This window comes from Citrobacter sp. S39 (assembly GCF_009495675.1).
Lineage (GTDB): Bacteria > Pseudomonadota > Gammaproteobacteria > Enterobacterales > Enterobacteriaceae > Citrobacter > Citrobacter freundii.
In genome coordinates this window covers 148,619-168,111 of the sequence record NZ_CP045556.1, presented here as the reverse complement: position 1 = coordinate 168,111, position 19,493 = coordinate 148,619, and the positions used below count along the sequence as shown (strand labels likewise).

The window sequence follows — 19,493 nt, the reverse complement described above, 5'->3', positions numbered from 1 at the left end:
TTTTTTTATTACATTGTGCGGCAACAATCTACCCACTGGAAAATCATGTAGGTGCTGTCCTGGCCTTTACCGGTTGGATAACGGAAAGGCCCACCTTGCCATTGGTATGGGGACTCACCGACCTCATGACTGTTTTTTGTCTCCGGGGTAGGGTAGAACATATTCAATTTGTACTGTTGCTTTGGCAACGTTGGGTAAATCTTGGAGCGACAAACAGTATCGTTTCCCATCGAACGGTAGGCCAGTCCACGACGATGTTCTGCGGCCAGCATACGGATCCCGACCAGGCTGGTTGTTCTGGGGGCATCCATACTCCGTACCGATCCAGTTAAAGGATACTGCCCACCCCAGGAACCGGCACACCACCAAAGTGAGTCTATTGGCTGTTTACCTGCAAATTGTGCCGCTGCTTCACCGGCGCAAGCCTGCATTGCTATCACGTTAGCCACAGCTGCTGATTCCGGGTTCTGGAAGAATGCCAGCATCGTATTATTCCAGGTCGGGTCAATCTCCGTGAAATTAATGATATCAAAATCGCTGTATGGGTCGGCATTACATTGACCGGGTAGATACATATCCAACATTCTTAATAACGGCATAGCATACATATGTGCGTTGTAGAAACTTATTGAGAAACGCTCCCGCTGTTCCTCGGCTGCTCCATCGGTCTGCGGGCCAAACTGCAAATCATTACCAAGGTCGAGTGTTACCCCTCCTAGGGATGACATGCACCCGGGTGTTCTCGTTAACTCGATGAGCTTTCTCGGTTCCCACATCGCGGTCAATACACCCGGGTGATAGACGTTCAATCCATCCTTACAGGCACATACTGTCCCTGATGCTGCATTGTCAGGTGCAGTACCTGTCATCGACAGATTAATACCGGCAAGCTTTATCGGGAAAATACAGTTCCAGCAAACATCCGTAATGAGTTTCGCTGATAAGACTTGGTTATCATGACAGACCTTGTTCTGTACGGGTGATGAAACGTCAGCCGCAAAAACCGGCATAGTAAAAGCCAGACATGCGAGCACCAGGGTCTTGGGTGATTTCAGAACTGAGAGAATTTTTTTCATTTCAGCTCCTCAAAATCTTTGCGTGAATATTCATCATTAATGAATCGCTTACTGTCGGCTGTCACAACGCTGGGCACGTTTATCAAACCATAATGTTCGGCCATGCCTGGCTGAATCATGTATAGCCTTGCGAAGTCACCGTATTCTTTCTTGGTGTCACGGAAGGTCTGCCAGCCATCACCATACACGTTTGTCGTGACCAGTATTGGCGTGAGGGAGGCTGGTGTATGTTCAAACTGATACCTGGCGAACTGGCGTTGCCATTCTTCACGTGCATCGAAAAAGATTAGCTTGATGGTAAATGGCATCACAGTTAGCGGGTTAAATCGCCCCCGTTTTGCAACGATATCGCCGTTAGGTGAAGTAATGTTTTGAGGGATAATGACCGTCGGATCGATGGTTCTGGTAGCTCGCTTTGTCGCTTCCGGGAATTCCTGGAAAACCTGGCGGGGCCAGTAGTTATCAATGGCCTTTTTCTTCATGCCATCAAAATCGAGTTTAGCGACACTCTCCTGTAGTTCATCAATAAGGTTCTTCTCTACGACCCCAACAGCGGGCCCGGCCACACCAAGGTCGCCGGTCTTGTCTTTCAGGTACGCGATGTCATAGATGCCTGTCACCCTGGCCACCAGCTCACCATCTTTTTCATGGATAATGGTCGGTACAGAACTAACGTTGTAGTTTTTGAATACAGTTGGATCGAGGTTTACGGCCAGAGAAGACTTGGAGTCGAAGGAAAGTTTCTGCCAGTGGGTAAGTTCATCAAGCAGGTTCTTTTTATCTTTTGCCCCCTGGACAACCAGAGCGATATCCGTGCGTCCATCGTATAACTTGAGAATGTCGGTGATTTCAGCATCGCTGAGAGACGCGGAGACGAGAATATAAATAAAATCACCGGCTGGCTTATTTTGTTTCTCGTTAGTCATATCAGACTTTGCTAACGCTCCTCTTACCGCATCATCGACTAGTTCATCTGTATTTTTATACTCGGGCATTTCACCCATCATTTTTCGATTATCTTTAACCGTGTCAGTAGCGCGGTCGGCAGTGGCATTTTGATTATCACGAGCCGCTTTTATGAGACTGTCAATATCTTTCATTTCAGTTGCAGATAATTGACGCTTAGCTTTTTGAATGTCAGTGACTGAGTAGTTATTAGCCGGTCTTGTCGGAATATTATCTAAGTTGGATACCGGTCTTGACGGCAGATCACTTAAATAGATACCAGTGTTTTCGGCCCAGACTGGAGTGAAAACAACAGCGGTTACAAATGCCAATATCGAAAGTCGAAAAGGTGTTTTTTTTACCATAATGGATACGCTCGGCCTATAATTTGTGACTCGTCTAATGATCCCCAGTACCTGGAATCAAAACTGTATCTGGTGCGCCCCATCATCCACAGGCGACCATTCGGTACGACACCACTACGCGTTAGCTCCTGTTCGGTATGGCCAGATTCTGCTGCTAATGCCAGTCCCTCACCGACCATAGAGCCGTTAATTGCAGTCTCTTCGGGATCAACGGAGACTGTGTCTCCCGCAATGCCATCAACAATTTTCAGCCCTTTGCCATATGGTTGCATTAGCTCAGAATGAAAGGCGTAAATTTTCCCTTTGACGATTGATTTGTCCATTTTATCGACGAGATATATTCGGTACGGAGGAAGACATTGGTTATTTTGTGGATCGATACCAATCTCATACCGGTTAAGCACGTATAGCGTCAGCGGTGCGGTTAAGAAAATAACAACGATGCTGAAAACAATATGTTGCCTCCAGCTTCGCTTTTTACGAAATATTAAGCTCCATACTGATTTGGGTGTATTCATTCGCCCACCGCTATTGCTGAGTGTTGATGGTCTGGGGGATCTTGAGCCCCGTAGGGTAGCTATAAAGGGCTGAGGCATTGAGCACAAGATACCCCGCCTCTGACAGTTTCTCAGCGCGGGCTAATACCAGCCTTGACTGGGCTTCACCTAACGGTTGACCTTTATCGTCCATAAAGTTGATGACTGCAACATAGTCATAGGGCGAGGCTGGTGGGAATAACCGCCCAAAAAGGGCGGCTCCGATGAAACCAAAAAGCAGCGCAATTGCAGCGGTTTTAATCATGCGGCTAACCCCCGCTCAACCAGAATTTCGTTGATAGCCTCTTCGGTATTGATCCCCCGGGACTTTCTGTCTTTGATCGCGGCAACGTCTTTCGGGTCAGTCGAATAGAGAAGTAAGCTGAATGGGTCAACCACAAGTCTGCAAATACCCTGGCCCGCTTTAGAAATGACAAAGATTTCTGAGTAGACACCTTTCGTGGAACGAACGGTTTTAAGGAACCGGTAACCAGCCTCGTCCAGCGCCAGACGTTTATTTGCTTCAGCTTCGTTCACTGCGGATTCACTTTGCCCCAGCAAGAGCATAAAGGCTGAGTTATCTGCGATCGATTTCCCGATACTATCTTTGTAAATATCGTTGATAGACTGGGTGATGGTAATTGCAGCTCCGTTATATTTACGGAACCGGCGATAACCTTTCTCGATGAACGCCCCGATATTTCCTGATAACAATGCCCAGGCCTCATCGATAATGACCAGCTTCATCTGGCTACGGTCGCCCATGAACATGTCCTGCTGGATTTGATAAATCAGCTGAAGGAGGACAACCTGTTTAAGGTGTTCTGAACTTTCCAGTCGGGAAAGTTCAAGTACAGTGAACGGATTTTTGAAGTCGATATTGTTCTTACCAACAAAGTACTTCCCGTACTGGCCCGCACTCGTGAACGGATAGAGCTGATGGCCAATACGTTTAATGTCTTTATCTTCATCTTTCAGCAGTGAATCAGCAACCATATCAACGGTGGTCAGCTTCTTGTGTACACGGACAAGATCAGCTACATGTTGTTTAAGTCGAGACTCTTCGAATGAATTCAGACCTTCTTTAGGAGCTGCCATCACCGATAACAATCCGATGATCAGATCTTCTTCACCGCCACTGGAGTCATCATCTTCAGACTCACCGAAATAGTCTTCGATCAGTTCGAAGAAGTTAAGACATGGCCTGGTTTTGGGATTGAAGTCGAGATAATCGCCCTGGTAGGTCTCACAGATATTTTTGTACGAGTCACCTACATCAATACACCAGACTTTAGCCCCGAGGCTTCTGTAGGCGGTGATAATGTAGTTTGTCAGGAATGACTTACCCGACCCCGACTCAGCTGCGATACAGGCGTTATAGTTAGTATCAGAATCAAACAAGTCCAGTGATTGGATCTGGCCAGAGCGCGATGTCAGCATTAAGGCGGGTTTGTCTGTACCTTGCCAATCTGCATAGAGAGGTGAAAGTACCATCGCTTCACTGAGTGCCATTGTTCGATATCGGCCAATGGACTTTTCTGCTGATGCTTCGTTAAACATTGGCAGAGCTGACAGGAAAATTGGCGCAACATAGTAGGTATCTGGGATCATCTTAAACTGATAGGTGTTCAGATAACTTGCAGCTTCCTGAGCAGCGCGTAACACGCCATCTTTTGAGTTAGAGAAGATTGATACCGTAAATTTGGCTTTGCAAATTGGGTCGTTGTTATCAACTTTTTCGCTAAGAAGATCGAAGCCCTCACGCAAGTTTATGAGTGATGGAACCCACTTAATTAATGGGCCACTGGTTTGCTGAACAACCCAGTTACGTTTCGAGGTGAATTTAGTTTTTTCACTTTGCTGATCAAAGAAAATCAGGCTCATTGAGATGATGCAGGATGATTTAATTCCAGTAACACCACTCATCATATCGCCGAGAAAGTATTGCGCTTGCCCGGGAAAGAATCTTTTCGGGAATTTTCGCGCACTCAATGTTTTCACAAACGTTGTCGGTGTAGGTGCTTCTCCACGAAGCTCGGAATCTGTCGGATCACCAAAACCGCAATAGTCTTTCTTAATGAAAAACATGCGATCGTGGTCGACTAACTGTTCTGAAATGTACTTGTCTTCTTGTGGCTGTACCGGCGTCCGGTCTCTCCAGGAGGCGCTTTCACCCTGGTTGCAAATGGAGCTCAGAACATCGATGTAACTTTCACGCGTCAATGCACCGGGACACAAACCAGTGATGCTCAGCGTCGTTTCGAACACATTCCGCAGCTCGTTAACGTGATTGAATTCTTCTTCACGCATTTCATAGTTATATTTGATCGGAATTTTTACTGTAATGAGAAGCACACAATTTCGGACGCGAGTCCCGGTTCGCTTCATCGGCGTTTCGGTGCTTTTCAAAAGGAATTTAGAGCGGTTATAAATTGCGTTACGCAGGATTGCGTCCCGGCAATCCATACGCAATACGTCCATCCGGTTAATTTTCTGTACGATGTTTGGGCTTGCAACCAGGTCAAACTGAACGATAGTTTTGGCGGGGAAGTTGGAAGACAGCAACGTTTGAAGGTTAGTCATCTCCTTGCCGGTTGTCCCGCTTAAGGGACGACAAACAAATCCGAAACCAACATATTTGTTGTCGCACATAAACAAATGATTGGATTCGTCATATGCACGTACAGGACACAAGTCAGAAAAACGCTTCAGGTTTTTGAGTCGCTGAAAAATTAAAGATTCACTCATAATGCCTCCAGGATTCCCAAGAAAGTGTTACTTGTTCTCGATAAAGTTTTTGAGGCCTTGTTTTGGTGAGCCGAGTACGTAGGAGCCGTCATCACGCACAATGAAAGGGATCATGCTGACACCTAGTATCTGAGCCGTAACTTCACGTCGAGCCAGAGCCTGCATATCGCAGTTCTTTACCTGGTCGAATTTCTGAGTGGAATTTCCGCTGATAATTGCGCGGTCTGCGCGGTAGCGGTCGGATGCACAATACAATTCAATATTTCGCTGCTGGCTTGCCGGGCCCAGAGCTCCGAGCGACAGAACGCTAACGGTGAATTCTTTCGGGTCGAGGTCAGCAAGTGCTGAAAGTGGGGCTGCACAGGCTTCACAACCAGGTGCGGTAAATATCATGACCTTTTTAGGCCCATCGCCCCATACGGCTGGGCGCAAGTCCGCGATATTTAGGTTCAGCTCTTTCATCGGAATGATGCTGGCGTTCTTGGTTATTTCGCTCATGGTGGTCAGAGGCTTTTTAGCCCATGTGTCATAGAGCGTTCCCTGTATAACGAAGCGGCCATTAGAAGACAGCAAATTAACTTTCCCATCAATCTCTAGTGCGATGATGCCGTTAGTAGGGACGACAAAACGTTTTACTTCCTGCGAATTCTGAGGAATGTTCTTGAACGCTTTTTCATTGAAAATCGTATCGATATTCCCGGTGTTTGTTTTTACTGTATCGGCGAATACAGAAGCTGATGCAGAAAGTGCCACCAAAAGTGCCGCAGTCGCGACATGTTTGATAAAGTTCATAGTAACCGCTCCAAATGAGAGAGGTTTCATTTTCACATATTGATTTATTTTGCCGCAGGGAAAAGGGCTGCAAACTGTCCCCAAAAAAAGGAAGTGATGAAATGTTAATATCGGTTTTAATTACTCAATTAGTCCAAATAAAAAGCCACAAAAAAGTGGCTTTTTATTTATGCTTTATTATTACTGGAAGCCAACCGCAAATCCTGCACCAGCTCCAACACCACCGGCTGTATCAGCCGACATGCTAAAGCGGACGTTTACTTTTTCATTGATAGCGTAATTCGCTCCTCCCGAAATTGCCCCCTGGTCTCGGTACGCGCCCATCGCCATGCCAAAACCCGACACGTTATTGAGGAAGGGAATTGAAGCGATAGCAATTGCGCTTGCTGAGCCTGCTTTTGCTCTTTTATCATTACGGTCAACCGTCTTTTTAAGGTCAGAGAACTTCTGGTTTGTGTAGCTATTAGCTGAAGCCAAGGTCTGTCGGTCACCATCAATCCGTGACTGGCGCTCAGTATCGACAAGGAAATCAGTCCTTGAGTTGATGACAGATTCACGGGCATCCGTATGACTGTTTGCACTTACAAGAGTTTGAGCATCGCCAGCAACTCGGGATGCGCTTTCAGTTGCAATTAGACTGTCGGTACGAGCGTTGATCGACACTTCACGCTCGTCGGTATAAGTATTAGTATCCGTGGCAGTCTGGCTATTGTCGTTACTGCTACCAGACCCTGTACCACTTCCTGTCCCGCTGCCGTCCGTACCGTTATTGTTATTTCCGCCTGTAGTAGGTGGCGTTGTGTTAGAGCCAGAGCCAATGGATGAAAGGTACGAACTGATGGCACTATCAGTGTACGCCTGAAGTGAACTAACGGAATTCATGAGCTGACCATAGTTCACCGCATCATACCGGCTGGAACCATCAGCAACATTAGTCAGTGTTCTTTGTACCGTAGCTGAACCAAACGATACGGTATCAGCACTATTGGAGAATGAACCGTTCCCAATGGAAATACCTCCATTTGAAGCAGAAGCATAATTACCAATAACAATTGCGTTATCATCGGATACAGTATTGTAGTTGCCAAGCACGATCGATTCGTCGGAATCAATGGTATTAATTGTGCCGATTGTGATGTTGCCAAATTTAAAAACAGCAGAGGGGTCATTAATCGGTGCAGCTGTAATATTGTTTAAGGAACCGATAGTCAAAGCGTAGGAACCACCACTCACCGTATTGAATGTACCCATTATAGAACCAGCGTAATTAGTAGCAGTGTTTCTGGAACCAAGAATTGCTCCCATACCTACCATATCCAGTTCGTTATAAGAGCCTATTACTTGCAATGCACTTCCTGAAACGTTATTGCTATAACCCATAACGGCAAGGTTTTGTCCTAGAACTTTATTGTCACTCCCAACCAGATTCAAATCAAAAAGACCAGTGCCAGTATTATTATTCCCGTAAACATTGAAACTATTGGCGTAGTCATTCCAGAATTGGCTTGGGTCGTAACTAAATGATAAGTCATTATTGCTTCCGGTAATAATATAGTTTGTTAACGAAGTAATTGTGTTGTTATTCCCTGAAACACTTGAGTTGCCGAGTGGTGATTTACAGTTTGATGGGGTTGCACAGGGTGTTAGCCCTGAAATGTTATTGCCATCACCATTTACAGTAACTTCGTCAATTTGGGTGCTATCGATTGAGTTATCTGCCACGGCTACAGCACAATGAAGTGCCAGAACAATAGCAATATATAATGACTTTTGTTTCATGTGCTTACCTTTTCAGTGATGGGTATTAAAAAGACGACCAAGGAATACAGCACATGAAAAAAGTAGTACCGGTATACCGGTACTACTGGACAATTATTTAATGTAACTCCCTTTCTGAGGAGGTTGTGATGTCTCACCCTGGGATTGTGCTGGAGCAGCGGCAACCGGTGCAGACATTGGTCTGATAACAGCAGTTGATGTGGCACTATTTCTTGCACCGACTTCCCAACGACGCGGCTCAATCTCGGTATAGACGTAGCCAGGGACGTTAAGGTCTCCATCTGCGGTCTCATAGGGGTCAACCAGCACCCGCATGACGATAGATTGCGTTCGGATGGGTTGAGGATCAGCAGCAGTAGCAGGCACAGGGACGTATCGACCACCATCGGCAGTATTCCGTCCACCGTTCCCGGCTGTAGTGCGCAGCCGCTTAACCTCCACAGGCTTTCCCGAAAGTTGGTTTTCAGATGCGGTGTCAATCTGCTCCTGGTAATCATCTCCATCGGTCAGGGCATACACATCTCGGACATTCATACATGTGACCGAATTGGGCATTCCCTTGCATCCATATTCATCGTTCTGGCCCAGTAGTGAGCAACCCGACATCGCAAAACCGGCACTAACTAAAAACAATGCCGATACAATTTTCTTCGTCATCATTTCTTGCCCCCAACGGTTTGAGTTTTTGAAGTAACACGTGTGAATTTCAGCATGACCCCTTTTTGCACAATAAAATCAACACTACGGCCTGGATCAATTTCAATTACAGGGAAAAGGTCACCGGCCATTTGCATATAGAAATCGGCAAGACGATTCAATGCGCCACCTACGCCAGAAACTGCTGCGCCCTGGAGTGCGTCAGAGCTCATAACCTGCTGGTAAGGAGTAGCGTCACTACTATCTCCATCGCGTTTAATACTGATTGTCGGAATACTCTGTACGTTAAAGAGCTGAGATGCAGCCTGTAGGAAGCCAGCGGTCAGGGCTCGTGCCAGGTATTGCCCTTGTTTGGTAACCAGTCGACCACGAACACCTGATTTACCATCTTCACCAACAGCGTAGGCTACGAGTGGGGCTTCAAAAACTGCACCGTCATCCCGAATGCACGTTATGACTTCCGATCTGAAATAAGCTCTTTCGGAGGACAAATCACCGAACCCAGCTGCAAGCATTCCGCATTCACGTATATCTGCACGGAAACGGTTTGGGAGAATTGCATCCTTTTTCACCCTGGCCAGCGCCGGATAAGGGTCTTTTCGTGCATCACGAGATGTTGGTGCATCCATCCCCGCAATCAAAACAGTACTTATGATCGACGTTGCAGGAAGGTAGGTCTGGTTCTCGGGGTTATCATCTTCGTCAGCAACGGGTGCGGCTTCAATATCTTCCTGTACAGTGATGATTTCAGGAGTTGCCTGGCTTGGTACTGCTTTGCCATCCTTCCCTTTCTGCTGACGCTGGTTTGCTGCGGGTTCCGGTACGACAGGGGGGGCCGCATCTTCGTATACGCGCTGTAATGTTTTCCCGTTATTGAAACTTCCTGAGTTTCTTGGCGCAACTGAAGGGGCAGATATCTCTTCAGGTTTATACAGAGTAGGGACGTTACGTTGGCCGTTTCCAGCCAGTGGTGTCGCTCCGCGAGACTGTTGTGAGTAAGGCACAGGGTTAGAGACGGTATCAACGCGTTTCTTAATAGCTGCAACCTCAGCGCCTGATTTTTTCTGGTTGTTCTCCAGATTGCTAAGACGCTGAGCTGTCTGATCAGCACCATATTTCTCGGTTAACGTTTTAATCAGTTGACCTTGCTCTTTAATGGTCTTGTCGAGTGCGCGAATTCGCGCCGCAATAGCATTCTGGCTAACTCCATTGGTATCACCATCGGTAAGGACGCTGGCAATCACTTTTTCTTGTGGCGCTCGATTTCGGGGGCCAGCTGAGTCGGGTATAACCAAGAGCAAAAAAAGAACGGCGAAAGTAAATACGCCAGCCCATAAAACCCATTTTTTATGCTTTGCTGAAATTGAGGCCCATTTCTCTTTTAAGGGGATAAGCATGATTTTACTCCGCGAGTTTAGGGCGCATGGAATCGTTAGCTTGTTCGTTTGGCTGGATGTTGCGGATAACGAAGTAAGCTTCAGTTCGCTGGCCAGGCTGGAGAGTGTTGCGACTCCATAGTGCTCTTGCTGCAAGCTGAGGATGGGTGCAGAGTGATTCATCAACCATTACTGTTGATGAACCAGTGTTTTGTGCAACGCCGATGATGACACTGAATTGACTACCCTGAAGATACTGGCCATTTGCAAAGGAGTAGCGAATCTGATCCTGGTCAGTACCCGTGCGGAAATTACAGTTCGGGATACCAACTCCTGAAGAGAGATTTCCCAGAGAGTATCCGGGTGGAATGTCCCCAAGCGCGATGGTTCGCATTATGTTGCGAATCGTCTCGATGTAATTATCTTTCTGTTCCCATCGCCTGGCTTTGACTTCGCTTCCACCATAGTTGTTATATGCCGCAGGCATAACACCAGAAGTACTCGTGTTGTTCAGCTTTCGTGAAAGCATGAGAGTGGCTTGCACCGGTGCAATTTTCTGAGGTACTAACGACACGGAGATCGCTACACTTTCGTCACCTTTCTCACTGATATAGAGACTTGCCGGGTTACTGTCTGAGGTGGAAACGTAGAGAGCGTTATCTTTTACATTTACAGTTACACCCTCCTGTTTAACTTTCTGCACTACAGGGTGTTCAAACGGTGTAACAAGCCGGTTGATCTGGTTAATCGAAATCGGTACGAGGGTGTTCACGCCAGGCGCAACGATATATTCCAGCCGAGAAGGAATGACTTCTTTTGTGAGTGGAACGGGACTGGCAATTGCAGCAGGTACTGGTTGAATATTACGGCCATCAATAGCTGGTTCACTCCCGCCATTGATAGAGTTACTTGCTGGTGGTGTATAGTTGTCAGGATATGGGCGTGTTTCTGTGCTGAGCATTGCCTGAGTTGAGGATGCTGGTCGAGAGGCGAGTTTTGCAGTGACTTTGGGTTGCGACTGCGCATCAGGCTGCTCAAATACCATGCCTTGATCAACAGACATTTCGCCCGCCGTTACGCTATGGGTCGCTAATGTGGACGACGCGGTAAGCAACAGGATAATTATGCGTTTACTATTCAACATTTAGCCCCCCGATAAGTGGCAACACTACGTTCATTTTTAAATTGGCTATTACCAATCAGAAAATTCATTTCGGCACATCCGTTTTGTTTACTGATTGCTGATTTATTAATCTCTCGCTTAAAGATTTATATCTCGGTTAAATCAACTAACGAAATTCTGTCAGGAAGTTCGAGCTGCCGAAGATTTCTGCCTTTGACCTTTGTGTTTATCTTCTTCACTTGGCAGCAACGGTTTGCCACTCTTTATCTCAATGAACGTAATAATGGGCCGGTAGCCTTTTACGTTAACAGTAATCTCGTAATAGACTGGCGTGGTCGATGGTTTGCCGGTGATACCTTCGAGAGTTTGGTTACCGGTGACATAAAAAGTACCAACTGCTAACGGGTCGGTGATAACCCCGACCGGATTAAAAGAAAGCGAGATTCGGTCGCGCTTAATTTGGTCAATCTGGTCGTCCATTGCTTTCATAACTTTTGTGTAAATTGAAGCGTCAAGAAACGGGCCGATAGAATTCTTGAGTAGATCTAAAGTGGCTGGGTTAGCATTTCCAAAACTGTCGGCTATATATAACGCCCATGCCTTCATATAAGAGCTGCTGGCGGCTTTTTCATCCAGCCAGGCTGTTTCTGTAAGGTTTGGCGGAATAATAGTGATGGGTTGTGTTTTGGCTAACAGAGCATAACCAAGTACAAGGTTTGCCAGAATCATTGAGGCAGAGATTAACTTGAAACTTTTGTTTTCTAACTGAAGTCCAACTAACCCTTTTTTGAAATTATGGATATTCATACAATAAACTCCCGGTCGAAGGATTCAGGTACAAAAGTGCCACCACCGAATGTGACTCCGAATTTCCAGTAACAGAGGTGCATAAAATATTTCTCAGAAGCTCGCGCCAGAAAACCGCCATAAACACGTGAAACTACAACACCCAGAATTATCATCGGTAATAATCGTCCAGTGATAATCCCAACCGCGAGAGCAACGAAAAATGGCATGGCTTCATCAATCGACCAAAAAAATAACTTTGGTGGTTCGTCAATCGAGTGAGAAATATAAACAGGTTCCATGATGACCTCTCATATGAATTTTTTCAGATTTATTGACGACAAAATGCGCCTATTTCTGACCAGAGCCTGCAAGCTGAGCCATCATTTGCATAAGGCCTGCTCCATCTACTGCGCCCTGAACAATGGCTGACTTATCACCGTAGACAACAATGTTTGTAGGGGTCTTTTGGATACCAAGCTGACCTGCTTCACGAACGTCGTCGGCTATCTTGCTGGACGGCCTGGCCGCATTGATACATTCAAGTAAGCGGTTCGGGTCTAAACCAGTTTCGCGGGCGATTTGGTCTAGCGGTGCGCTAAGACCGTGCCCGTCAGATTGGCTGTAGCGGAATAACGCTTTAGATAACTGGAAGAAAGATGGATTTCCTCCCTGCTCAACAGCACACTCCGCTGCTAAAGCTTCAGTACGGGAAGCCTGCCCGTGAACAGGAACATGTTTGAAAACCATCGCAATATTCCCTTGTGATGAATCCACGAGATCCATAACGATTGGGAAATGTTGTTTGCAGTACTGACATTCAAAATCGGAATACTCAATGATATAGAACTGAGCATCCGGGTTCCCATAAATACGTTCGTTGTCCGTAGAAGGCGCATAGGCGGTATCGGGTTTGTTTCCAGTCCGGTAACCGACATTGGATTGTTTCTGCGATTCAGGTTTTAGGCCCGCTGCATTAATGTATTTTGCAAATGCGTCCAGTAGTTCGCTTTTGTTGTTTACTACGGGCTTGTGAGTCTCAGCAACGATCGCTAGGTCATTAAGAAGTTGGGACTGTCTATCGATTTGGTAAGTAAAAAATGCAGCCGTGCTTACCATAACCATGAGCGGAATTCCAAATATAAGAGAGTTCAAAATGTTCTTTTTCATTTGTAGCCTCTTGATTGCTGCAATTGTTCCGGCGTATAGATTTCGTTTGGCTTTTGGACTTTGACCTGAGACGCCTCAGCAGCTTTTTGCTTTTTAAGATAGGGCAGTATGATTTCAGCCATGTCTTTGTTCAGGACATCCCGTGACTGAGGGTAAGTTGATGCCGTGATCTTCTGATTGAGGATACGGATTTTTTCTGGGACATCAGAAATTAGCAAATAGCTAATCATCCCTACGGTAAACGTCAGGCAGAGCAGGGCAGAAAGAATAAATGGTTTCGAATTAGTCATGCATCACCTCGCACAGCTAATTTAACAAACATGAAATATTGAGGAAAAAGAAAAGCACCGCAAATTGAGGTGCTTTTCTTAAGGTTAAATACGTTTTGGTAGGTTTGAAATAAGTAGAGATGAACCAATAGGAATCATTACTATCATTATGAGTGCCCCGATCATTGGAGGCACAGGTAACGGTATAAAAAGCGACAGGAGAACGCTATATACACCCCAGCCAATCAATACCATGCTACGACGGTTAAGAAACGGACTGGCATATCCAAAGTTATATCTTTTTGCCATCCACCGCATTACCCCTGCAAACAGAGACGGGATGATGACCACGGCCATGTACGGTAACCAATACATATCAAGTGTTAAACGATACATAATCATGTAGAGCCAATAATTCAGGTTCTCGGCAATGTTCTGGAAAAGCCCAACAAAGTATTTCAGTGGCCCGCCGTGGTTGGCCATGTCGCTGGGAGGAAGCTGGTAAAAATCCTTTAACGCCTTATCAATCCCCGTATTTACAAATGCTTCAGTATAATTGTCGCGAGCCTTTTGCAATACCATGACGAAATCTTTTTCGCCTATCATTTTATGACCCCATGCGATTTCTTTCAGAGCATTAGACTTAAAATACTCAACCGGAAAGAAGACAGAGATAAAAAGGAGAATCGTCGAACTCCAGATGATCAGTGTCTTTATCGTCTTAGGCCACTTTTCCTCATTCAACTTATCAGACATTCGATATCCCCAATCTTCGCCTTCCTCCCAGCCTGGATAATCAGTTCGTTGGTTAGCTTTCTCGGGAGATTTATCCGTGAAGTAATTTCACAGAAATTCAACGTGTGTTGAAGTTCCCGGCAAACGAACAAGCCAAGCTCAATGATATAGATCGCAAGCCGCTCCCAGTCATTCAGCTCCTGCTCGTTGTCCTGATGATAAGCTTTGATAGCGGAGCTCACTGCTGCACCAACGCGTTCATCAGGAGTAAGGGTTTTCAGTAGAGCTAACATTTGCCCAGTGATGCCATCAACACATGGCCAGATCATGGTCAAACCGTCATATGAGGCTTGATCATCTTTACGCTTTAATAGAGTTTTGGTTTTAATCATATTTACCCCTCGGCGCTGATACGTGATTTTTCACCACGAACCTTTTGTTGACGTTCGTAGATTGAAAGGTACTTTTTAGCGATAGTTCGGACATCGCTTAACTCGGACTCATTCCTCGGCATTAATATGACGGGGACTTTACCTTTTACTATTTTATTAGCCTGATTTATGGCCATGCATTCGAGGTTGGGTAACCAACCTAGCAGTTGAGATTGAAATAACTCGCCTTCTTCCTCCATCAATCGTTCCCCGACACTGCCGGTGATTTGTTCAGGATCTGCACCTGCGCTGGAGCCATGACCACGCATAATATATTTGAACTTTGTCGGTGGTACTCGTTTCATGACTGCTTCCTGGGCATCAGGATCTGGTGTGCGTAGCGCCGTAAAGTGGTTCGTATTGGTTATAACCTGCTTCATTTTGGCTTCTGAACCGAGACGGGCTTCGAAGTCGGAAGTCGATTGCGACGAAATAAATAAGCGGAACCCAGCACCACGGGTTTTATTCAACATTTTAATAACTTGGTCATTAATAACTTCAGCTGCTTCATCGATTAACACCATTACAGAAGCCAAGTCCTGACCACCAGGTTTTAAAAAATTGTACACAGTCGAGCTAACAGATGTTATATCAGACAGGAAAATAGAACCGACCGCAGATCCAGTCTCAGCATCTGCAAGGGAATTTAACCCCAAATACAACATTCCCCCGGTAGTGATGATATCCTGAATATTCGAAATTGGACGAGTATCATTCAGTTCATCTTCATCAGCACTGTCAGGGGATAACAACTCTGACATAAACCCTTGAGTTAGTTGACTAAGAATTGGCATCACGTTCAGAATCATTTTCTGGAAGTGTTCGCGCTGATGACCGAACATATCAATACCGGCTTCAATTGAAGTATCGCCTTTCCCTTTATTACCTTTAATGTCATTTCGGTAAATGTCTGCACATATTTCTGCTATTTCTTTTGGGCCTTTAATTTTAGACGAGTAACGGTCAATTTTCGCCTGTAAAATAATGTCGAAATCGGACTCTCCTAAAGTCTTGTGGCCGAATTTAGTGATGGCCATAATCAATAGAGATGCTAATGAAGAGATGTCAGCACTCAGTTGTGATTTAATATTGCGTAAAGTCGGTTTGATTTCACAGATTTTCATCAGCTCAACAACCGTAGTTAATGACATAATACCAAATGAAACAAACGGATCGCTCGTACTATCAGCACGTTGAATAACCGATGTAATTCTGTTAGCTACCTCGCCAGCCTGAGTGTAGTTAGTAATTGGAGATATTCGAGCTGATTTTTCAGGATGCGCCAATGAAACGTAATTATATTTCGTTGAGCGATCCACCAATTCCAGACAGAACTTCATCCATTCAGCCAGTTCTTCATCATTTTTGGGGTCAATGAGGATTAGTGGTTGTTTTTTTAGTGCGGCTTGAAGAATAAGTAGTTTAAAATATGTTGTTTTGCCTGAGCCGGTTGTGCCAGTTATAAGCGTATGCAACGATAAAAGTTCTTCAGAAATTCCGATCCATTCGTTTTTTTTACCTAGCGCATGAATCCAGCCGAGGCCCATAAAATTTTTGGATGGTTTGGCTACAAATTTCTTTATGTCACGCTTTATCAACTCAGATGCCAGTTGACCCTCATTCTGGCCCCACTCAAAGCCTCTGCAAATAAGATAGCTGTCAGGCTCACGAATCATCTGTTCGATAAATGATTTCATGTCCATTACGAGTGGTTTTGGTTTTCGCTTCAGGCGGCGTTTGTGCGTATAAATATCCCATGCTGCCGGGAGACTACGAATACCATAAGCAGCCTGGACTGCAACTGAGAGGTAACAGGGTAGAGATGGCATGTTAAACAGTGTATTAACCCCGATAGTTGCGGCTATACCTGCTGTCCAACCAAGAGTCTCAAGGCCTTCAAAATTTGTGCGCCAACGTAAGTTATATTTCCACTCACTCATCTTTATCCACCATTTGATTATGCATTCGTTCACTATTAGGAAGAATGTAGTCAACACCGGTCTTTGAATAGAAATCAAAGTGCATCAGCATAATCTTCTGCAATTGAGTAATATCAATGCCGAGTTCATCCGCAATACGTCGCTTTAAGGCAACGCTTACGGCAATGACAGGCTCTCCAGAATAGGTTCGCTTCAGCATACCTTTTGAAATCATTTCATTGCATAAATCTGTAATGTTGTAATCTTTATCAGAAACATCAGTTAAAGCAGAGTAAAGCAGATCGTTAAACTTCCCATCCATCAGCAAGTCGATATCATTATTAAGTTCTTTTCTGAGATATAAGCACTTCTGAGTACGATGGAAATAATACTGGGCTGGGGCTTCCATAAACCTTTGCCATAACCAGTTGGAGTCCTGAAGCAGAGCATAATTACGCTCATCAAAATCTTTATCAATAGCAATGATTAAGTGGCCTGATTCAATGAAAAGATCGTCTGAGTGGTCGGTAACATATTTAACGAGAAATTCTTTGGCCGCTTCAAGACCAGATACGTATAGCTGACTAAATTTATCGTAAAATTTTACGTTAGCCGGTATGTTGGCCGAAGTATCCGCATGAGCCGAGTAACCAAAATCGTTATCAGCTTTCACGTCATCCTGCCACATGGAATCATAATCTTCGTAAATTGAATAATCATCAATTACCTCACCAGACTGAATGCCGGTATCGACAGCATCCTGGTGCAGCTGAATTTCCTTTAATGCCTGACGGGTAGGTGAGGGCTGGGTCTGATCCAATGCATCGCTTGAAGTTGGTTCGTTGCTATTATACGAGTTGATGATTGAATGAAACTCAAGGGTTTCGTTCAGAGTTTTATGGTTTGGTTCTTTTATAAGTGAACTGGGTACAGAGAACTCAATCTCTGTTTGTGCCGATGCCAGGGTTTCTTTGAGGGAAAGACGGCGCTTGGGTTCATTATTCTCCGACACTGGCTTTGGTTGATTATCTTTGAGCCCTTTTGATTCCCCGCTGCCCGCCAGCTCAGTTGTTGGTGAATTAGTGTCATCCAGACAATCTTTTTGATTTTTGGTACTGGTATTTCTTTCCTTTACACGATTGTAGTCCTCATCAGAAAGCAGATTGAGCTTATGCAGCAGTTCGTGGGCGTTTTCCGGCGTAACCTGTCGGTTTCCAAAAATACTCTCCAGTGGAGATTCCTGTTCATCAGCAATGATTGTTCCGCCCTGTAAAACTGAGCGGTCGACCTCATTCGGTATTCCGGTTGACGGAACCGGCTTCTGACCAATGTAGGGTTCGCTTTCGACGAGTTTTGGCTGGTTTGGCCTCCCGGTCAGGTATTCCACCCATTTACCTTCAATACGGATGCGGCTGCTGCATGGTAGAGGGTCAACAGTATCGACAAATAGTACTTCTGGAGATATCAGAAGGATGCAGCTCAACGCAACTTTAGGGTCTTTGCTTTCTCTTGAACTTTTATCATTCAAGATATGAGGGGCAATACGCCAGTATGCAGTGTCATCGTCCTGGTGAACGTTTGGTCGACAGAGATGATAACTTAGCATCAGGTCAGCCAGACTATTCTGGGTTTGTGGAATAACAGCGCCGGAGTTCCTAACGGTCTCAATAATATCCTTGACCGCAACACCCCAGACGATGAATACGCCATAGGTAGTCACCCATACAGGGCTTCCTGGCTTGTTGGGAATCCAATCTCCTTTTTTCAATCTATGGCGCATGGCATCAACTACACGCTGAACCGCAGGTACACCTGACTGGCTTGCACGAATCGCATCACCGGCGTATTGCCGCATATCATAGTTAACGGATGCTGAGTCGGCGGCCTTAATGGTAGTGAGGATCTTGTTTTTAACGTCCTGACCACTGATTTTTTCTGCATTGAGCTGCGCACTGGCATTCAGTGCCCGGGTCAATTCATTGAAAATATCATTCCCGCCGTTAAGAAGGTAAACATGCATTTCTTTTGGCATGATCATCAACAACATATTGCTCGTGCTGGAGGTATGCTGGCGGTGACGGCCTGGTTTCCATACAAGATAGTATCTTTTTACATTGTTCTCTTTTGCCCAGACATGGATTGGTTCATGGCCTGGAGGCCAGTGAATTTTCCCGTCTTCGTTCCATACTTCAAAATCGGTAAATGGTTTCCCGAGGTCATGAAGTAGCCCACCAGCTGCGACTGCAAGTCGCCATGCTAATGCACGATTTGATTTATGTACGGGAACCGCCATTGAATCAAACTCGATGTTTTTAGAACGCCGGATACACTGGAAACACACTTCCAATGAATGACGCAACAATCCGGTTGCAGCACGGTGATGATGGTTTTCGGATGCCGGGAAGAGGTGAACAAAGTTAGCGAAATTTATCAGCATAGGAAGAATAAGCTGATTAAACTCAGAGTCCCTAATATCCAGTTCTCGTTTAATCGCCATCACAAGTGGTTTCTGGTAATGACGTAATACGTACTCACCCGGTACTTGAGCCGGGAATCCGATTTCGCTTGCCGGATAGCGCATATTATCTCGTGATGAAATGAGTTTCCCGATTTCTTCATCTACTGACATATCGATTTCGTCACCGAATAGATCAGTGGTAGCCTTTTTGTTATCAGGCAAAAAAGTATTCAGAATATTTTTAATGTGTCTCAGCATTAAAAGATTTCTCCGGTTAAGTACCTTGTAAGTTAACCGATTGAGAAAAAAATCGTGCTGGAAAATGACG

18 protein-coding genes are annotated in these 19,493 nt (G+C 45.3%); all 18 read right to left on the bottom strand.

Annotation, left to right across the window (positions count from 1 at the left end):
• Nucleotides 1-8 precede the first annotated feature (8 nt).
• The gene (locus tag GFB57_RS23935; RefSeq protein WP_007372234.1) at nt 9-1,076 is read right to left on the bottom strand and encodes a TraU family protein; all 1,068 of its coding nucleotides are present in this window, start codon (nt 1,074-1,076) and stop codon (nt 9-11) included.
• On the bottom strand, nt 1,073-2,386 hold the full coding sequence (locus GFB57_RS23930) for a TrbC family F-type conjugative pilus assembly protein (protein ID WP_016241583.1): 1,314 nt from the start codon (nt 2,384-2,386) through the stop codon (nt 1,073-1,075). Before GFB57_RS23930 ends, GFB57_RS23935 begins: the two co-directional genes overlap by 4 nt.
• Entirely contained in the window at nt 2,380-2,904 is a 525-nt protein-coding gene (gene lepB / locus GFB57_RS23925; protein ID WP_007372232.1) for a signal peptidase I, read from the bottom strand. Before lepB ends, GFB57_RS23930 begins: the two co-directional genes overlap by 7 nt.
• Nucleotides 2,905-2,914: 10 nt before the next feature.
• Complete coding sequence (locus GFB57_RS23920; protein WP_007372231.1) at nt 2,915-3,187, bottom strand: hypothetical protein; 273 nt, start codon at nt 3,185-3,187, stop codon at nt 2,915-2,917.
• A complete protein-coding gene (gene traC, locus GFB57_RS23915) occupies nt 3,184-5,670 on the bottom strand; it encodes a type IV secretion system protein TraC (protein WP_007372230.1) in 2,487 nt (828 codons plus the stop codon). The genes GFB57_RS23920 and traC overlap by 4 nt, the downstream gene beginning before the upstream one ends.
• Nucleotides 5,671-5,697: 27 nt before the next feature.
• Complete coding sequence (locus GFB57_RS23910) at nt 5,698-6,462, bottom strand: DsbC family protein (protein WP_007372229.1); 765 nt, start codon at nt 6,460-6,462, stop codon at nt 5,698-5,700.
• A 180-nt stretch (nt 6,463-6,642) separates the two neighbouring features.
• Entirely contained in the window at nt 6,643-8,241 is a 1,599-nt protein-coding gene (locus GFB57_RS23905; RefSeq protein WP_007372228.1) for a YadA-like family protein, read from the bottom strand.
• Nucleotides 8,242-8,334: 93 nt separating this feature from the next.
• Nucleotides 8,335-8,901, bottom strand: a complete 567-nt coding sequence (traV, locus tag GFB57_RS23900) for a type IV conjugative transfer system lipoprotein TraV (protein ID WP_016241587.1) — start codon at nt 8,899-8,901, stop codon at nt 8,335-8,337.
• Nucleotides 8,898-10,295, bottom strand: coding sequence for a TraB/VirB10 family protein (locus tag GFB57_RS23895; RefSeq protein WP_007372227.1), 1,398 nt, complete (start codon nt 10,293-10,295; stop codon nt 8,898-8,900). The genes traV and GFB57_RS23895 overlap by 4 nt, the downstream gene beginning before the upstream one ends.
• A 4-nt stretch (nt 10,296-10,299) precedes the next feature.
• Nucleotides 10,300-11,418, bottom strand: coding sequence for a type-F conjugative transfer system secretin TraK (locus tag GFB57_RS23890; protein ID WP_016241588.1), 1,119 nt, complete (start codon nt 11,416-11,418; stop codon nt 10,300-10,302).
• A 159-nt stretch (nt 11,419-11,577) separates the two neighbouring features.
• Nucleotides 11,578-12,204, bottom strand: a complete 627-nt coding sequence (locus GFB57_RS23885) for a TraE/TraK family type IV conjugative transfer system protein (protein ID WP_007372225.1) — start codon at nt 12,202-12,204, stop codon at nt 11,578-11,580.
• On the bottom strand, nt 12,201-12,485 hold the full coding sequence (traL, locus tag GFB57_RS23880) for a type IV conjugative transfer system protein TraL (RefSeq protein WP_007372224.1): 285 nt from the start codon (nt 12,483-12,485) through the stop codon (nt 12,201-12,203). Before traL ends, GFB57_RS23885 begins: the two co-directional genes overlap by 4 nt.
• Before the next feature lie 49 nt (nt 12,486-12,534).
• The gene (locus GFB57_RS23875; RefSeq protein WP_007372223.1) at nt 12,535-13,353 is read right to left on the bottom strand and encodes a thioredoxin domain-containing protein; all 819 of its coding nucleotides are present in this window, start codon (nt 13,351-13,353) and stop codon (nt 12,535-12,537) included.
• Nucleotides 13,350-13,643, bottom strand: coding sequence for a hypothetical protein (locus tag GFB57_RS23870; protein WP_007372222.1), 294 nt, complete (start codon nt 13,641-13,643; stop codon nt 13,350-13,352). Before GFB57_RS23870 ends, GFB57_RS23875 begins: the two co-directional genes overlap by 4 nt.
• Before the next feature lie 84 nt (nt 13,644-13,727).
• Nucleotides 13,728-14,378: a DUF4400 domain-containing protein gene (locus GFB57_RS23865; protein WP_007372221.1), complete on the bottom strand. Its 651-nt coding sequence runs from the start codon at nt 14,376-14,378 to the stop codon at nt 13,728-13,730.
• Nucleotides 14,363-14,749 (bottom strand): hypothetical protein, encoded by a 387-nt coding sequence (locus GFB57_RS23860; protein WP_009654243.1) that lies wholly within the window; start codon nt 14,747-14,749, stop codon nt 14,363-14,365. The genes GFB57_RS23865 and GFB57_RS23860 overlap by 16 nt, the downstream gene beginning before the upstream one ends.
• Before the next feature lie 2 nt (nt 14,750-14,751).
• On the bottom strand, nt 14,752-16,728 hold the full coding sequence (gene traD, locus GFB57_RS23855; RefSeq protein ID WP_007372220.1) for a conjugative transfer system coupling protein TraD: 1,977 nt from the start codon (nt 16,726-16,728) through the stop codon (nt 14,752-14,754).
• Entirely contained in the window at nt 16,721-19,423 is a 2,703-nt protein-coding gene (mobH, locus tag GFB57_RS23850) for a MobH family relaxase (RefSeq protein WP_007372219.1), read from the bottom strand. Before mobH ends, traD begins: the two co-directional genes overlap by 8 nt.
• Nucleotides 19,424-19,493 lie beyond the last annotated feature (70 nt).